General features: G+C 74.2%; 15 protein-coding genes and 1 pseudogene. 7 read left to right on the top strand and 9 right to left on the bottom strand.

What is annotated here, in order from left to right:
- A partial coding sequence (locus VE546_RS05535) for a hypothetical protein (protein WP_324919138.1) occupies positions 1 to 232 on the bottom strand: 232 nt, incomplete at its 3' end.
- Between the two features lie 152 nt (positions 233 to 384).
- On the opposite strand from VE546_RS05535, the gene VE546_RS05530 reads away from it, so the two are divergent.
- From VE546_RS05530 to VE546_RS05505, 6 genes are all read left to right on the top strand, one after another.
- A complete protein-coding gene (locus VE546_RS05530; protein WP_324919136.1) occupies positions 385 to 768 on the top strand; it encodes a DUF485 domain-containing protein in 384 nt (127 codons plus the stop codon).
- A complete protein-coding gene (locus VE546_RS05525) occupies positions 765 to 2,462 on the top strand; it encodes a cation acetate symporter (RefSeq protein ID WP_324919134.1) in 1,698 nt (565 codons plus the stop codon). Before VE546_RS05530 ends, VE546_RS05525 begins: the two co-directional genes overlap by 4 nt.
- 150 nt (positions 2,463 to 2,612) lie before the next feature.
- Positions 2,613 to 3,716: a sensor histidine kinase gene (locus tag VE546_RS05520; RefSeq protein WP_324919132.1), complete on the top strand. Its 1,104-nt coding sequence runs from the start codon at positions 2,613 to 2,615 to the stop codon at positions 3,714 to 3,716.
- Positions 3,713 to 4,495 carry a LytTR family DNA-binding domain-containing protein gene (locus VE546_RS05515; protein WP_324919130.1) on the top strand — a complete coding sequence of 261 codons (783 nt, stop codon included), beginning with the start codon at positions 3,713 to 3,715 and terminating at the stop codon, positions 4,493 to 4,495. Before VE546_RS05520 ends, VE546_RS05515 begins: the two co-directional genes overlap by 4 nt.
- The gene (locus VE546_RS05510) at positions 4,492 to 4,866 is read left to right on the top strand and encodes a hypothetical protein (RefSeq protein WP_324919128.1); all 375 of its coding nucleotides are present in this window, start codon (positions 4,492 to 4,494) and stop codon (positions 4,864 to 4,866) included. The genes VE546_RS05515 and VE546_RS05510 overlap by 4 nt, the downstream gene beginning before the upstream one ends.
- Complete coding sequence (locus tag VE546_RS05505) at positions 4,863 to 6,344, top strand: cation acetate symporter (protein ID WP_324919126.1); 1,482 nt, start codon at positions 4,863 to 4,865, stop codon at positions 6,342 to 6,344. Before VE546_RS05510 ends, VE546_RS05505 begins: the two co-directional genes overlap by 4 nt.
- A 104-nt stretch (positions 6,345 to 6,448) precedes the next feature.
- Here VE546_RS05505 and trpA read toward each other — a convergent pair whose 3' ends face one another.
- The 8 genes and pseudogenes from trpA to hisI all read right to left on the bottom strand — a co-directional run bounded on the left by trpA (position 6,449) and on the right by hisI (position 12,891).
- Positions 6,449 to 7,270: a tryptophan synthase subunit alpha gene (gene trpA / locus VE546_RS05500; RefSeq protein WP_324919124.1), complete on the bottom strand. Its 822-nt coding sequence runs from the start codon at positions 7,268 to 7,270 to the stop codon at positions 6,449 to 6,451.
- The gene (gene trpB / locus VE546_RS05495) at positions 7,267 to 8,529 is read right to left on the bottom strand and encodes a tryptophan synthase subunit beta (RefSeq protein WP_324919122.1); all 1,263 of its coding nucleotides are present in this window, start codon (positions 8,527 to 8,529) and stop codon (positions 7,267 to 7,269) included. Before trpB ends, trpA begins: the two co-directional genes overlap by 4 nt.
- Positions 8,530 to 8,747: 218 nt before the next feature.
- A pseudogene (trpM, locus tag VE546_RS27945) lies at positions 8,748 to 8,894 on the bottom strand (tryptophan biosynthesis modulator TrpM); the annotation flags it as partial.
- A gap of 19 nt (positions 8,895 to 8,913) precedes the next feature.
- Entirely contained in the window at positions 8,914 to 9,720 is an 807-nt protein-coding gene (gene trpC, locus VE546_RS05485) for an indole-3-glycerol phosphate synthase TrpC (RefSeq protein WP_324919120.1), read from the bottom strand.
- Between the two features lie 268 nt (positions 9,721 to 9,988).
- A complete protein-coding gene (locus tag VE546_RS05480) occupies positions 9,989 to 10,243 on the bottom strand; it encodes an HGxxPAAW family protein (protein WP_324919118.1) in 255 nt (84 codons plus the stop codon).
- 58 nt (positions 10,244 to 10,301) lie between these two features.
- Complete coding sequence (locus VE546_RS05475) at positions 10,302 to 10,973, bottom strand: TIGR02234 family membrane protein (protein ID WP_324919116.1); 672 nt, start codon at positions 10,971 to 10,973, stop codon at positions 10,302 to 10,304.
- Positions 10,970 to 12,505, bottom strand: a complete 1,536-nt coding sequence (locus VE546_RS05470) for an anthranilate synthase component I (RefSeq protein WP_324919114.1) — start codon at positions 12,503 to 12,505, stop codon at positions 10,970 to 10,972. Before VE546_RS05470 ends, VE546_RS05475 begins: the two co-directional genes overlap by 4 nt.
- A complete protein-coding gene (gene hisI, locus VE546_RS05465) occupies positions 12,502 to 12,891 on the bottom strand; it encodes a phosphoribosyl-AMP cyclohydrolase (protein WP_324919112.1) in 390 nt (129 codons plus the stop codon). The genes VE546_RS05470 and hisI overlap by 4 nt, the downstream gene beginning before the upstream one ends.
- A 160-nt stretch (positions 12,892 to 13,051) precedes the next feature.
- Here hisI and VE546_RS05460 point away from each other — a divergent pair, with 160 nt between their 5' ends.
- The gene (locus tag VE546_RS05460) at positions 13,052 to 13,939 is read left to right on the top strand and encodes a hypothetical protein (RefSeq protein ID WP_324919110.1); all 888 of its coding nucleotides are present in this window, start codon (positions 13,052 to 13,054) and stop codon (positions 13,937 to 13,939) included.
- Positions 13,940 to 13,957 lie beyond the last annotated feature (18 nt).

Below are 13,957 nucleotides of genomic sequence, written 5' to 3'. Positions count from 1 at the left end.
GCGGCCGGGTCGCCGCGGAGGTCCCGCCGTCCGGCAGGACGGTCGGTGTGGAGGCGAAGCCGGGGGCGAGGAAGGCCCGGCCGGTCCGCTCCTCGTGCGCGTCCCCGCGCACGCAGCGGGCGCGGTCCGGGCCGCTCGGTCCCCCGGCCTGCTCCGCCGTCCCGCGCACCAGGGCCGCCGTTTCCCCCCGCAGGGATGACCGTTCGGCGCAGATGTCGACCGGTCGGCGCACGGCGGCCCACCGCTCGGCGCACGCATCCGGCGTTCGTCGCACGTCCCGGCCCGCGTCTTCACCCCGGGTGTGACGCACCTTACGTTCCCCGCATTCCTTTTCCGCTCCCGTACGTCGTGTCGCACCGCGTCGTGTCGATGAAGGAGGCGGCAGTGTCCGCAGACCGTCCACAACCAACCCTGGACCCCGCCGGGGACGCGGAGGACCGCATGGTCGCCATGCACAGCGATCCGCGCTTCCTGGATCTCAAGCGCAGGCTGACGAGCTTCGTCTTCCCGATGAGCCTCGCCTTCCTCGTCTGGTACCTGCTGTACGTGGTGATGTCGGTCTACGCCCGCGGGGTGATGTCCACGGTCCTGTTCGGTGACGTCAACGTGGCCCTGGTCTTCGGGGTGCTGCAGTTCGTCACCACCTTCGGCATCGCGATCCTGTACTCCCGTTACGCCGGCCGGAGGCTCGACCCGCTCGCCGACGACCTGCGGGCCGAGCTGACCCGCGCGGGCTCCCGCACCACCACGAGGGGAGGCCGGGCATGACCGGCGCGACCACCGACACGTTCCTCGCCGCGGAGGTCAGCTCCAGCAGCCGCATCATCACCATGCTGCTGTTCCTGGTGATGATCGCCGCGACGCTCGGCATCACCGTCTGGGCCAGCCGCCAGACCAAGACCGCGGCCGACTTCCACTCCGGCGGCCGGTCCTTCTCCGGCATCCAGAACGGCTTCGCCATCGGCGGCGACTACATGTCCGCCGCGTCGTTCCTGGGCATCGCGGGCATGATCGCGCTGTTCGGCTACGACGGGTTCCTGTACTCCATCGGCTTCCTGGTCGCCTGGCTGGTGGCGCTGCTGCTGGTGGCGGAACTGCTGCGCAACTCCGGCCGGTTCACCATGGCCGACGTGCTCTCCTACCGGATGCAGCAGCGCCCGGTGCGGACCGCGGCGGCCGTCTCCACCATCGTGGTGTCGGTCTTCTACCTGCTGGCCCAGATGGTCGGCGCCGGCGCCCTGATCGCGCTGCTGCTGGGCATCCAGCCGGGCGAGACGTTCCTGGGCATGGACGCCGACACCGCGAAGATCATGGGCATCGTCGTCGTCGGCGTCCTGATGACCGTGTACGTCAGCTTCGGCGGCATGAAGGGCACCACCTGGGTCCAGATCGTCAAGGCCGTCATGCTGATGGGCGGTGCCGCGCTGCTCACCGTCATGGTGCTGGCCGAGTACGGGTTCAGCTTCGGCGCGCTGATGTCGGACGCCTCCCAGGCCAGCGGCGCCGGCCAGGCGTTCCTGGAGCCCGGGCTGCGGTACGGCGTCGAGGTGCCCGGCGACGCCCTGCAGACGCTGTGGAACAAGCTCGACCTGATCAGCCTCGGCCTGGCGCTGGTGCTGGGCACCGCGGGCCTGCCGCACATCCTGATCCGCTTCTACACCGTCCCGGACTCCAAGGCCGCCCGCAAGTCCGTCAACTGGGGCATCGGCCTGATCGGCTCCTTCTACCTGCTGACCCTGGTCCTCGGCTTCGGCGCGGCGGCCCTGGTGGGCAAGGAGGCCATCACCGCCCAGGACGCGGCGGGCAACACCGCGGCGCCGCAGCTCGCCCAGGAGCTGGGCAACCGCTTCGGCGGGGACACCATGGGCGCCGTCCTGCTGGCGGTGATCGCCGCGGTGGCCTTCGCGACCATCCTCTCCACCGTCGCCGGCCTGACCATCGCCTCCTCCTCGTCCCTGGCGCACGACTTCTACAACAGCGTGCTGCGCAAGGGGAGGGCGCCGGAGCACGAGGAGATCAGGGTCGCCCGCTTCTCGGCCTTCGGCATCGGCGCCGTGGCGATCGTCCTGGCGATCTTCGCGCAGGGCCTGAACGTGGCCTTCCTGGTGGCCCTGGCGTTCGCCATCGCCGCCTCGGCCAACCTGCCGACCCTGCTGCTCAGCCTGTTCTGGAAGCGCTTCAACACCCAGGGCGCGGTCGCGGGCATCTACGGCGGCCTGATCAGCGCGGTCGGTCTGGTGATCTTCTCGCCGGTGTTCTCGGGGACCGAGAAGGCGCTCATCCCGGGCATCGACATCGCCTGGTTCCCGCTGTCGAACCCGGGCATCGTCTCCATCCCGCTCGGTCTGCTGTGCGCGGTCGTCGGCACCCTGATGTCGGGCGAGAACAACCCGCGGCGCTTCGCCGAGCTCCAGGTGCGGGCCCTGACCGGCGCCGGCGCGGAGGGCGCCGCACGGCACTGACCGCACGGCCGCACCGGACACCCGGTGGCGGGTTCTTCTCACCGGCGCGACCCCCCACGCCTGGCGCCGGACCCGTCACCGGGCCCCAGGGAGCCCCCCGGCACACGCCGGGGGGCTCCTCGCGGCCTTCCGGTGCGTTACGGTCACCCCGTGGCCAGGAGATCGTGGATCGGCACCCGGCGCGGCCGGGCGGGGCGCGGGGGTGCGGCCGGAACCGGGCTGCGCGCCACCGTGGGCGTCCTGCGCGAGGTGCGGCTGATCGGCGCCGACCTCCAGGGCGGGCTGCACGACGGCCGGGCCCTCGCGGCCGCCCGCCGCATCCGGCGGCTGCTGGGCGTCGACGCCGTCGTCCTCGCCGACCTCGACGGGCCCGTCGCCCGGCACGGCGCGCTGCCGGCGGACACCGACCTGGACGCGGTGCTGGCCCAGGTCTACGAACACGGCACCACCTTCCGCAAGCCCCCGCTGTGCGCCGCCCCGCTGCTGGTGGCGGACGAGCTGGCGGGCTGCCTGGTGGTCCGCGGGCCCGACGGCGCGGTGCCGGCCGAGCGCGAGCTGGCCGAGGTCGCCGAGCTGGTGTCGCAGGCCCTGGACCACACCGAGCTGCGCAACGCCCGCGCCCGGATCGCGGCGGCGGACCTGCGGACCCTGCGGGCCCAGATATCCCCGCACTTCGTGCACAACGCGCTGGCCGCCATCGCCGCGCACATCCGCACCGATCCCGGCCGCGCCCGCCAGTTGCTCACCGACTTCGCGGACTACCTGCGCTACAGCTTCTCCACGGCGGGCGACTACGTCACCGTCGCCGCGGAGCTCCAGGCCACCCAGACCTACCTGGAGCTCCAGCGGGCCCGGTTCGACGACCGGATGGAGATCACCGTCCGGATGGCCCCGGAGATTCTTCCCGTCGCCATCCCCTTCCTGGTCGTCCAGCCCATAGTGGAAAATGCCGTGCGGCACGGTCTGGAGAAGAAGGCCGGAACCGGACACATCAGCGTCTCGGGGTTCGGCGAGGGCCCCCTGTGCGTCATCGAGATCGAGGACGACGGGGTGGGCATGGAGCCGGAACTCGCCCGGGCGATCCTCGCCGGAGTCGGCCCGCCCGCCAAGGGCGTCGGTCTGGCCAACGTCGACCGGCGGCTGCGCACCGTGTACGGGCCGGAGTACGGGCTCGTCATCGAGACCGCCCCCGGCAACGGCACCAAGGTGACGATCCGGGTGCCGCGATTCATGCGAGGAGTGGTGACGGAATGAGCGGTTCACCGCGGGCCCTTCAGGTCCTCGTCGTGGAGGACGAGACGTCCACCCGCGAGGAACTCGCCGACCTCCTCACCGACCTCCCCGAGATCGGCGAGGTGTACGCGGCCGAGAGCGGCACCAGGGCCGTCCAGTTGCTGGGGGCGACCGCCTTCGACGCCGTCTTCCTGGACATCTCCATGCCCGGTCTGGACGGGATGGACGTGGCCCGGGTGATCAGCCAGCTCTCCGCGCCGCCCGCCATCGTCTTCGTCACCGCCTCGGAGTCCCACGCCATCGAGGCGTTCGGCATCGGCGCGGTGGACTACCTCCTCAAGCCCATCCGGCCCGAGCGGCTGGCCGAGTCGGTGTCCCGGGTGGGCGCCGCGCGCCGGGCCGGGACGGGCGGGGGCGCCGCGTCCGAGCCCCGCGACGAGCTGGCGGTCGTGCAGATCGACCACGGCCGCCGGACGGTGTTCGTGCGCCGCGACGACGTGCAGTTCGTGGAGGCGCACGGCGACTACATACGGCTGCACACCGCCCAGGGCACGCACCTCATCCGGCTGTCGCTGTCCTACCTGGAGGAGATCTGGGCCCCGGCGGGCTTCGTGCGGGTGCACCGCGGCTACCTGGTGGCCGTCGGCTGGGTCCACGACCTGCGGGTCACCGGCTCGTCCGGGCTGGTGGCGTGCACCCCGGCCGGTGACGTGCCGGTCAGCCGCCGCCACGCCCGGAGCCTGAAGGAGCAGTTGCTGGAGGCGGCCCGCAGGGGCCAGTTGGGCAGGGCGGCCAGATGAGCGGCGCGCGCCGGGTGAAGGTCACCAGCCCGCAGACCCGCATCGCCCTGGCCCGCGGCCACCGCCGCCATCCGCAACTGCTGCCGCTGCCCGCCCCGGCCGACGCCGAGGCCGCCCGCGCCGTCTTCGCCGCGCAGCGCCGGATCGCGCTGCGGACGGTGGCCCTGCTGGGAGCGGTGCTGTTCGGGGCCAGCGGGGCGATCGCGGCGCTGCCCGTGCTGGACCGGGTCTCCGTGGCGGGCGTGCCGCTGTCCTGGCTGGTGCTGGCCGTCGCCACCTATCCGGTGCTGCTGGTGCTCGCCCTGTGCCACGTGCGCCGCGCCGAGCGCGTGGAGGAGCGCGGCGGCGGCGCCGCGGGGGGCGGCCCGTGACCGCCACGGCCGCCCTGACGGCGATCGGCCTGGTGCTGGCCGCCAGCCTGGCCATCGGCCTCTACGGCGTCCACGCGGCCCGCACCAGCCCCGACTTCCTCGTCGCCTCCCGGCGCATCTCCCCCGGCTGGAACGCCATGGCGATCGCCGGGGAGTACGTCTCGGCCGCCTCGGTGCTCGGGCTGGCCGGGCTGATGCTCAAGGACGGCATCGGGGCGATGTGGTACGCGGTCGGCTTCACCGCCGGGTACGTCGCCGTGGTCGCGCTGGTGGCCGGGCCCATGCGGCGCTCGGGGGCGTTCACCGTGCCGGACTTCGCCGAGTACCGGCTGGGCTCGCCCGTGATCCGCAGGCTGTGCGGGCTGATCGTCCTGGTGATCATGTGGCTGTACCTGGTGCCGCAGTTCAAGGGCGCCGGGGTGGTCCTCCACCTGGTCAGCGGCACTCCGTACTGGGTGGGCGTGGTGCTGGCCGGGCTGGTGGTGAGCGCGTCCATCGCGGTGGGCGGCATGCGGTCGGCCACCTACGTCCAGGCGTTCCACTACCTGGTCAAGCTGGTCTTCATCTCCGTGCCGGCCGTCTACCTGGTGGTGCACGTCGGCGCGGGGACCCGGGACGAGGCGCTGCGCCCGGTCCGCGCCGGGGACCTGGCGGCCGGGGACTGGAGCCGTCCGCTGATCGACCTCCAGGGTGCCGGGCTGCCGCTGCTGTCCACCTGGTCGGTGCTGCTGGCGACCACGCTGGGCGCGATCGGACTGCCCCATGTGATCATGCGGTTCCACACCAGTCCCACGGCCCGGGCCGCCCGCCGGGTGGCCGTCATGGTGATCGGGCTGCTGGGCGTGTTCTACCTGTTCCCGGCGGTCTACGGGCTGCTGGGGCGGGTCCTCACCCCGCACCTGGTGCACAGCAACGCCACCGACACCGTCTCGGTCGTCCTGCCGGGGGCCGCCGTCCCCGGCACGCTGGGCAGCGTGCTGACGGCCCTGGTGGCCACCGGCGCCTTCGCCGCGTTCCTGTCCACCTCCTCGGGGCTGCTGCTGGCCCTGGCCGGCGGGCTCTCCCACGACCTGTTCGGCGGCGGGCTGTCCAAGCTGCGGCTGGCGGTGGCGGCGGGGGCGTTCGTGGCGGTGCTGCTGTCGCTGCCGGCCGCGCACCTGGACATCAGCGTCGTGGTCGGCTGGGCCTTCGCGGTGGCGGCCTCCACGTTCTGCCCGCTGCTGGTGCTCGGCATCTGGTGGACCCGGCTGACGGTGGCGGGCGCGGCCTGCGGGCTGGCCGTCGGCGTGGTCACGGCGACGGGGGCGGCGGTGCTGTCCGCCACCACCCGGCCGTCGTCCCCGTGGCTGACCGTGCTGCTCGCGCAGCCGGCCGCCTGGACCGTTCCGCTGGCCTTCCTCACCATGATCGTCGTCTCGCTGCGCGGCACCCCGGCCGACTGGTCGGAGCGGGCCGTGCTGCGGCTGCACGCGCCCTGAGGCGCGGGTCCGGAGTCGGGGCCGGGGCGTGCGGGCGCCTCCGGGTGGAGGGGACCGCACGCCCCGGGCGCGTTCCCGGCCGGCCGGCCGTCACCCGCCGGCGCTCACCGGCCGCGGCTCCGTACGCCCTCGGCCAGTTCGCCCGCGAGCGCCCGGACCGCCGCCAGGCCGCCCTCCAGGTCGCCGGAGTGGTCCAGCAGGCGCTTGACGAAGGCCGAGCCGACGATCACGCCGTCCGCGAAGGAGGCGACCTCGGCCGCCTGGTCGGCGTTCGAGACGCCGAGCCCCACGCACACCGGCAGGTCGGTCGTGGCGCGCGTGCGGCGCACCAGGTCCTCCGCCTGACGGCCCACCGACTCGCGGGTGCCGGTGACGCCCATCAGGGAGGCGGCGTAGACGAAGCCGCTGCCCGCCGCCGTGATCTTCGCCAGCCGCTCGTCGCGGCTGCTGGGGGCCACCACGAAGACGGTCGCCAGGCCGTGCTGCTCGGCCGCCTTGCGCCAGGCCTCGGACTCCTCCACCGGCAGGTCGGGCAGGATGCAGCCCGCGCCGCCCGCCTCGGCCAGTCCGGCGGCGAAGCGCTCGGGCCCGTAGCGGTCCACCGGGTTCCAGTAGGTCATGCACAGCACGGGCGCGCCCGTGGCGGCGTGCGTCTCGCGCACGGTCCGCAGCACGTCGGCGATCCGGACGCCGCCGCGCAGGGCGATGTCGTCGGCGGTCTGGATGACCGGCCCGTCCAGCACCGGGTCGCTGTGCGGCAGCCCCACCTCGACGATGTCGCAGCCGCCCTCCAGCAGGGCCGTGCAGGCGGCGATGGAGCCGTCCACGGTGGGGAACCCGGCGGGCAGGTAGCCCACCAGCGCGGCCCGCCCCTCGTCCTTGGCCTCCGCCAGGACGCGTTCCAGCAGTTCCAGCCGTCCCGTCATCGCCGGTCCCCCTTCGCGGCCTCGGTGCCGCCGGGGCCGTCGTACAGCCCGAAGTAGCGGGCGGCGGTGTCCATGTCCTTGTCGCCGCGTCCGGAGAGGTTCACCAGCAGCAGCGCGTCCGGCCCCAGCTCCCGGCCCAGCTCCAGGGCGCCGGCGAGGGCGTGCGCGCTCTCGATGGCCGGGATGATGCCCTCGGTCTCCGACAGCAGGCGCAGCGCCTGCATCGCCTCGTCGTCGGTCACCGGGCGGTACTCGCCGCGCCCGGTGTCCTTGAGGTAGGCGTGCTCGGGGCCGATGCCGGGGTAGTCCAGGCCGGCCGAGATCGAGTACGGCTCGGTGATCTGCCCCTCGTCGTCCTGGAGGACGTAGGAGCGCGAGCCGTGCAGGATGCCCGGCTCGCCGGCCGTCAGGGTGGCCGCGTGCTCGCCGGAGTCCACCCCGTGCCCGGCCGCCTCCAGGCCCACCAGGCGCACGGAGGTGTCGGGGATGAAGGCGTGGAACAGGCCGATGGCGTTGGAGCCGCCGCCGACGCAGGCCAGCACCGCGTCCGGCAGCCGTCCGGTGCGCTCCAGGACCTGCCGCCTGGCCTCGACGCCGATGACGCGGTGGAAGTCGCGCACCAGCGCCGGGAAGGGGTGGGGACCGGCGACCGTGCCGAACAGGTAGTGGGTGTGGTCGACGTTGGCGACCCAGTCGCGGAACGCCTCGTTGATGGCGTCCTTCAGCGTCCGGCTGCCGGAGGTGACGGGGACCACCTCGGCGCCCAGCATCCGCATCCGGGCGACGTTGAGGGCCTGGCGCTGGGTGTCGATCTCACCCATGTAGATGGTGCACTCCAGGCCGAACAGGGCGCAGGCGGTGGCCGTGGCGACGCCGTGCTGGCCGGCGCCGGTCTCGGCGATGACGCGGGTCTTGCCCATGCGCCGGGTGAGGAGCGCCTGCCCCAGCACGTTGTTGATCTTGTGGGAGCCGGTGTGGTTCAGGTCCTCCCGCTTGAGGAGGATCCGGGCGCCGCCCGCGTGCTCGGCGAAGCGGCGCACCTCGGTCAGCGGGCTGGGGCGGCCGGTGTAGTGGACGAGCAGGTCCTCCAGCTCGGCGGCGAAGGCGGGGTCGGCCTTCGCCTTCTCGTACTCGGCCGCCACCTCGTCCACGGCGGCCCTGAGCGCCTCGGGGATGAACTTGCCGCCGTACGCGCCGAAGTACCCCTCGGCGGTCGGCACCCGGCCCTCGGGGTCGGGAATGAAGAAGTCGGTCGACATCCGACGTGCTCCTTGTCGGGGCGCGGGCGCCCCAGAAGGTCGTGAGAAGGTCGTGGTCAGGAAGGGAACGGCAGGCCGCCCGGCTCCCCGGCCGGGTCCGGCGCGAGGGCGCGGGACGGTGCGGCGCGGTGGGGACGGGGACGGCACTCGGCGGCCGCGCGCCGGGGCCGGCGTGCCCCGTGCGGCGGTCGGACGCCGGCGGGGCCGCGGCCGTCGCGCGCGGCGGCGGCGCGCCATCGCTTCCCGTTGATCTGGCCCGGCTCGGAGCCGATGTGGTAGCGCACGCGCCGCCCCAGCACCCGGCGCGCGGGCGCGCGGCAGCCGCGCGGGCGGCAGCCGCGGGCGAGGCGTGCGCTGAGGGCCATCGCCGTCCTTCCCGCCCGCTCAGTTCCCGTGCCGCAGGGCGGGGTGGGCGCCGGCCGCGACCAGGTCGGCAACGGCGGCCTTCGGGTCCCTGCCGGTGACCAGCGACTCGCCGACGAGGACCGCGTCGGCGCCCTCGTTGGCGTACGCGATCAGGTCGTGCGGGCCGCGCACGCCCGACTCGGCGACCTTGACGATGCCCTCGGGGATCTCGGGGGCGACCCGCGCGAAGGTGCCGCGGTCCACCTCCAGCGTCCTGAGGTCGCGCGCGTTCACGCCGATGACCTTCGCCCCGGCGGCCACGGCCCGCTCGACCTCCTCCTCGTCGTGCACCTCCACCAGCGGGGTCAGTCCGATCGACTCGGCCCGCTCCACCAGCGACACCAGCGCCTCCTGGTCGAGGGCGGCGACGATCAGCAGGGCGAGGTCCGCCCCGTACGCCCGGGCCTCCCACAACTGGTAGGAGGTGACGATGAAGTCCTTGCGCAGGACGGGGATGTCCACCCGGCCGCGTACGGCCTCCAGGTCGGCCAGCGAGCCGCCGAACCGCCGCTGCTCGGTGAGCACCGAGATGACCGCCGCGCCGCCCGCCTCGTAGTCGGCGGCGAGTCCGGCCGGGTCCGCGATGGCGGCCAGCGCGCCCTTGGAGGGGCTGGACCGCTTGACCTCGCAGATCACCTTGACGCTGTCGCCCCTGAGGGCGGCCGCTCCGTCGCGCGCCTGCGGTGCCCTGGCCGCGCGCTCCTTGAGCTCGTCGAGGCTGACGCGCGCCTGCCGCTCGGCGAGGTCGGCGCGGACCCCGTCGATGATCTCGTCGAGCACACTCACGCGAGCGGCCCCCTTCCTGGCTGGCTCGGGTCCCTGCGCCGGGCGCGGGGCTGGTCTGGTCACGTCGTCACGCACTGCGATGGTATCGGGCCGCGGGCGCGGGACCCGCATCGGTCGGCCGCGGTCCCACATGGCGGGCACCGCGGCGCCGGCGGCACGGGAAAACACGGGAAAGCGCGAAAGAGCACGGAAAACACGGGGAAAAACGGAAAAGCGCGGTGCCGTACCTCGGCACCGCGCTGGAGGTGAGCCGCCCCGGGCGGCCGGGCTACGACCCCACCCGCTCCTTCGGCATCCGCTCCTTCGACTCGGTCAGCCGGCCCATCGACTCCTCCGGCTGCCCCAGGCCCATCGAGCGCATCACCAGTCCGGCGAGGGCGCCGAGGGCGATGATCCCCACTCCGGCCCAGAACCCGACCGGCTCGGCCATCACCGTGAAGGCCGAGGCGACGCAGAAGCCGATGAACGAGATGGTGACGCCGGTCCAGGCGGCAGGAGTGTGTCCGTGGTTGTTGCCCGCCATTGAGTTGCTCCTCGTAGGTCCGATCTGGGGTCGCTCACCGGCCATTGTGTCAGGTGGGTCAGGAGCGGTTTCCGCCGCTCCCGGCGGTGGGGTCCTCGCCCCTGTCCAGGGCCTTCCACAGGTCCTCGGGACGGTCCGCGCCGGGCGCCGGGCGGCGGGCGGCGCCCGGGCGGGAGCCGCCCGCGCGTTCGTGGCGGCCCGACATCGCGGGCCAGGAGCGCCCGTACCGCAGGGCCAGCAGCCCGGCGGCCAGCAGCAGGACGCCGCCGAGGGCGGCCACGTGGGGCCAGGCGCCGAAGGAGACGGCCTCGACCGTGCCCCGGGTCAGGCCGGTGGCCCCGGCCGCCTCGGCCTCCAGCGCGGCTCTGCCCTGCCCGCCCCGGGTGGCCGACAGCGCGGCGGCCGCGGTGCCCGCGCCGCACAGGACCAGGAGGGCGGCGACGAACGCCCGGCCGGCGCGGCGGACGGCGAAGACGGCGACCAGGGCGGCCAGTCCGACCAGGGCCAGGGCGCTGGGCAGGCCGGTCACCTCGCCGCCCGTGACCCGCACCGGCAGCTCGCCCTGCGGGAGGGCGGCGGTGCCCTCGCCCCAGACCCGTCCGGCCGCCACGAGGACCGCGGCGGCGCCGAGGGCCCCGGCGGCCAGCGCCGCGGCGAGCGCCCGGCGGGACGCGGCGGAGGACGGGGACGGCGGGGGCGTGGAGGGGGTCGCGGGGGGCGGGGAAGTCACCCTCCCACGCTACCGCCGAGCCGTCCGGCGGTGTGCACCGCCCTGAGCACCGCCGCCGCCTTGTTGCGGCACTCGGTGTCCTCCGCCGCCGGGTCGGAGTCGGCGACGACTCCGGCGCCCGCCTGGACGTGGGCCACCCCGTCGCGCAGCAGGGCGGTGCGGATGGCGATGGCGGTGTCGGCGTCGCCCGCGAAGTCGAGGTAGCCGACGCAGCCGCCGTACAGGCCGCGCCGGGTCGGCTCCAGCTCCTCGATGATCTGCATCGCGCGCGGCTTGGGGGCACCGGAGAGCGTGCCGGCCGGGAAGCAGGCGGTGAGCGCGTCGAAGGCGGTGCGGCCCGGTGCCAGCCGCCCGGTCACCGTGGAGACGATGTGCATGACGTGGCTGTAGCGCTCGATGGACATGAAGTCGACGACCTCGACGCTGCCGGGCTCGCAGACCCGGCCCAGGTCGTTGCGGCCCAGGTCGACCAGCATCAGGTGCTCGGCGCGCTCCTTGGGGTCGGCCAGCAGCTCCTCGGCGAGCGCGGCGTCCTCCTGGGGGGTCGCGCCGCGCGGGCGCGTGCCGGCGATGGGGTGCATCATGGCGCGCCCGTCCTCGACCTTGACCAGGGCCTCGGGGCTGGAGCCGACGACGTCGAAGCCGTCGAAGCGCAGCAGGTACATGTACGGGCTGGGGTTGGTGGCGCGCAGCACGCGGTAGACGTCGAGCGCGCTCGCCGGGCAGGGCGCCTCGAACCGCTGCGAGGGCACCACCTGGAACGCCTCGCCCGCGCGGATGCGTTCCTTGATGTCCTCCACGGCCTCCTGGTAGGCCCTCCCGCCCCAGCGCGCGGTGTGCTCGGGCAGTTCCGACGGCGGCAGCGGGGCGGCGCCGGCGGGCGCGGGGCGGGCGAGGTCGGCGGTCATGGCGTCCAGCCGCCGCACCGCGTCGGCGTACGCCTCGTCCACGCCGGTGTCGAGGTCGTTGTGGTTGATGGCGTTGGCGATCAGCAGCACGGTGCCGTCGCGGTGGTCGAGGACCGCCAGGTCGGAGGTGAGCATCATGGTCAGCTCGGGCAGCCGCAGGTCGTCGCGGGTGCTGTCGCCGATGCGCTCCAGGCGGCGCACGATGTCGTAGCCGAGGTAGCCGACCATGCCTCCGGTGAAGGGCGGCAGGTCGGCGTTGCGGTGCAGGTCGCGGGGGGTGTGCAGGACCTCGATGGTGGAGCGCAGCGCCGCCAGGGGGTCGCCGCCGGTGGGGACGCCGACCGGCGGGGTGCCCAGCCAGTGGGCCTCGCCGTCGCGGACGGTGAGCGTGGCGGAGGTGCGCACGCCCACGAAGGAGTAGCGCGACCAGGTGCGGCCGTTCTCGGCGGACTCCAGCAGGAAGGTGCCGGGGCGTTCGGCGGCGAGCTTGCGGTAGAGGGCGATGGGGGTGTCGCCGTCGGCGAGCAGGCGCCGGGTGACCGGGATGACCCGGCGGTCCTTGGCCAGCGTGCGGAAGGCGTCGAGATCCGGGGCGGCGCCGGGGACGGCGCCCGGGACGGTCATGCCGGCCGCCCCTGCGGGCCGTCCGGGCCGTCCGGCCCGCCCAGCGGCAGCTCGCCGGCGTCGAAGCAGGTCCGGTCGCCGGTGTGGCAGGCGGCGCCCACCTGGTCGACCTTGACCAGGACGGTGTCGCCGTCGCAGTCCAGGGCCACGGACTTCACGTACTGGACGTGCCCGGAGGTGTCGCCCTTGACCCAGTACTCGCCGCGGCTGCGGCTCCAGTACGTGCAGCGGCCGGTGGTGAGGGTACGGTGCAGTGCCTCGTCGTCCATCCAGCCGAGCATCAGCACCTCTCCGGTGTCGTACTGCTGGGCGATGGCGGGCACCAGGCCGTCGGGGCTGCGCTTGAGGCGGGCGGCCACGGCCGGGTCGAGTGGGGATCGGGGCATGGGGTCATTGTGCCGCCCGGGCGGCGCGCACCGCGACAGCCTCCGCCCGGCCCCCCGGCCGGGCCGGCGCGGTGGACACTCCCGCCGGTTGCCCGGCTGTGGCAGTGTTGTGACGCCCCCGGAACTCCGTGTGTCGGTGGGGTACGGCATTCTTTCGCCCATGAGTTTTCCACCGCCGCCCAACGGCGCGCACAACTCCGGCCCAGGCGGCGGTTTCGGTCCGCCCCAGGGCTTCGGTCCGCCCGAGCCGCCGGGTCCGCCCTCCGGCGGCTACGGCTACCCCGGGCCGTCCGACGGTTACGGCTATCCGGGCCAGCCCGGCGGCCCCGCCCAGCCCGGTGGCTACGGCCAGCCCGGCGGCTACGGCCCGGGCGGTCCCGGGGCGCCCGGCGGTCCCTACCCTCCCCCGCCGGGCGGAGGCGGCGGGGGCAACGGCGGGAAGGTCGCCGCGATCATCGTCGCCGCGGTGCTCGTGGCCGGTCTGATCGTCGGCGGCGTGCTCTTCGCCGCCGACGGGGACGACGGGGAGAAGGAGGACACGGCGAAGCCGGACAGCACGCCGAGTGCGACGGTCGAGGTCGAGGACCCCTCTCCGACGGCCTCCGACGAGCCGACGGACCTGCCGAGCTTCGACATACCCTCGCCGAGCTTCTCGCCGGAGGTGACGACGGCGCCCAGCGACCTCGTCCCGTACGTGGTGCTCGAGCCCGGCACCTGTTTCGACCACCCGTCGCTGAGCAGCGACGTCACGGAGGTCGAGAAGCGGTCCTGCAACGGGCCGCACAACGGCGAGGTGATCGCCAACGAGACGCTCACCGGCGACTTCGCCACCGAGTCGGAGCTGCAGCAGAAGGTGCTGTCGCTGTGCAAGGCGGACGCCGAGAAGCGGCTGAAGCGGATGCCGGCGGACGGCACGGTCTACTACTACTACGCGATCTACCCGGCGCTGTCGACGTACGAGATCCGCGGTGAGGACCAGATCTCCTGCTCGCTGACGCTCAGCAACCAGTTGGACGGCAAGAAGCTGACCGCGCCGCTGCCCGGCTGACCGGCGCGACCCGTGGCG

This window comes from Streptomyces sp. (genome assembly GCF_035644915.1).
GTDB lineage: Bacteria > Actinomycetota > Actinomycetes > Streptomycetales > Streptomycetaceae > Streptomyces.
Note: the sequence above shows the minus strand (reverse complement) of the source record. Positions and strands in the feature narration are given on the sequence as shown.

What these genes read in the sequence shown, in the direction of transcription:
- VE546_RS05470 (WP_324919114.1), bottom strand. Translation starts at nt 12,505, where the DNA reads ATGACCGTCCCGGGCGCCGTCCCCGGCGCCGCCCCGGATCTCGACGCC.
- VE546_RS05460 (WP_324919110.1), top strand. Translation starts at nt 13,052, where the DNA reads ATGAGTTTTCCACCGCCGCCCAACGGCGCGCACAACTCCGGCCCAGGC.
- VE546_RS05480 (WP_324919118.1), bottom strand. Translation starts at nt 10,243, where the DNA reads ATGGCGGGCAACAACCACGGACACACTCCTGCCGCCTGGACCGGCGTC.
- trpA (WP_324919124.1), bottom strand. Translation starts at nt 7,270, where the DNA reads ATGACGGGACGGCTGGAACTGCTGGAACGCGTCCTGGCGGAGGCCAAG.
- VE546_RS05515 (WP_324919130.1), top strand. Translation starts at nt 3,713, where the DNA reads ATGAGCGGTTCACCGCGGGCCCTTCAGGTCCTCGTCGTGGAGGACGAG.
- hisI (WP_324919112.1), bottom strand. Translation starts at nt 12,891, where the DNA reads ATGCCCCGATCCCCACTCGACCCGGCCGTGGCCGCCCGCCTCAAGCGC.
- VE546_RS05510 (WP_324919128.1), top strand. Translation starts at nt 4,492, where the DNA reads ATGAGCGGCGCGCGCCGGGTGAAGGTCACCAGCCCGCAGACCCGCATC.
- trpB (WP_324919122.1), bottom strand. Translation starts at nt 8,529, where the DNA reads ATGTCGACCGACTTCTTCATTCCCGACCCCGAGGGCCGGGTGCCGACC.
- VE546_RS05525 (WP_324919134.1), top strand. Translation starts at nt 765, where the DNA reads ATGACCGGCGCGACCACCGACACGTTCCTCGCCGCGGAGGTCAGCTCC.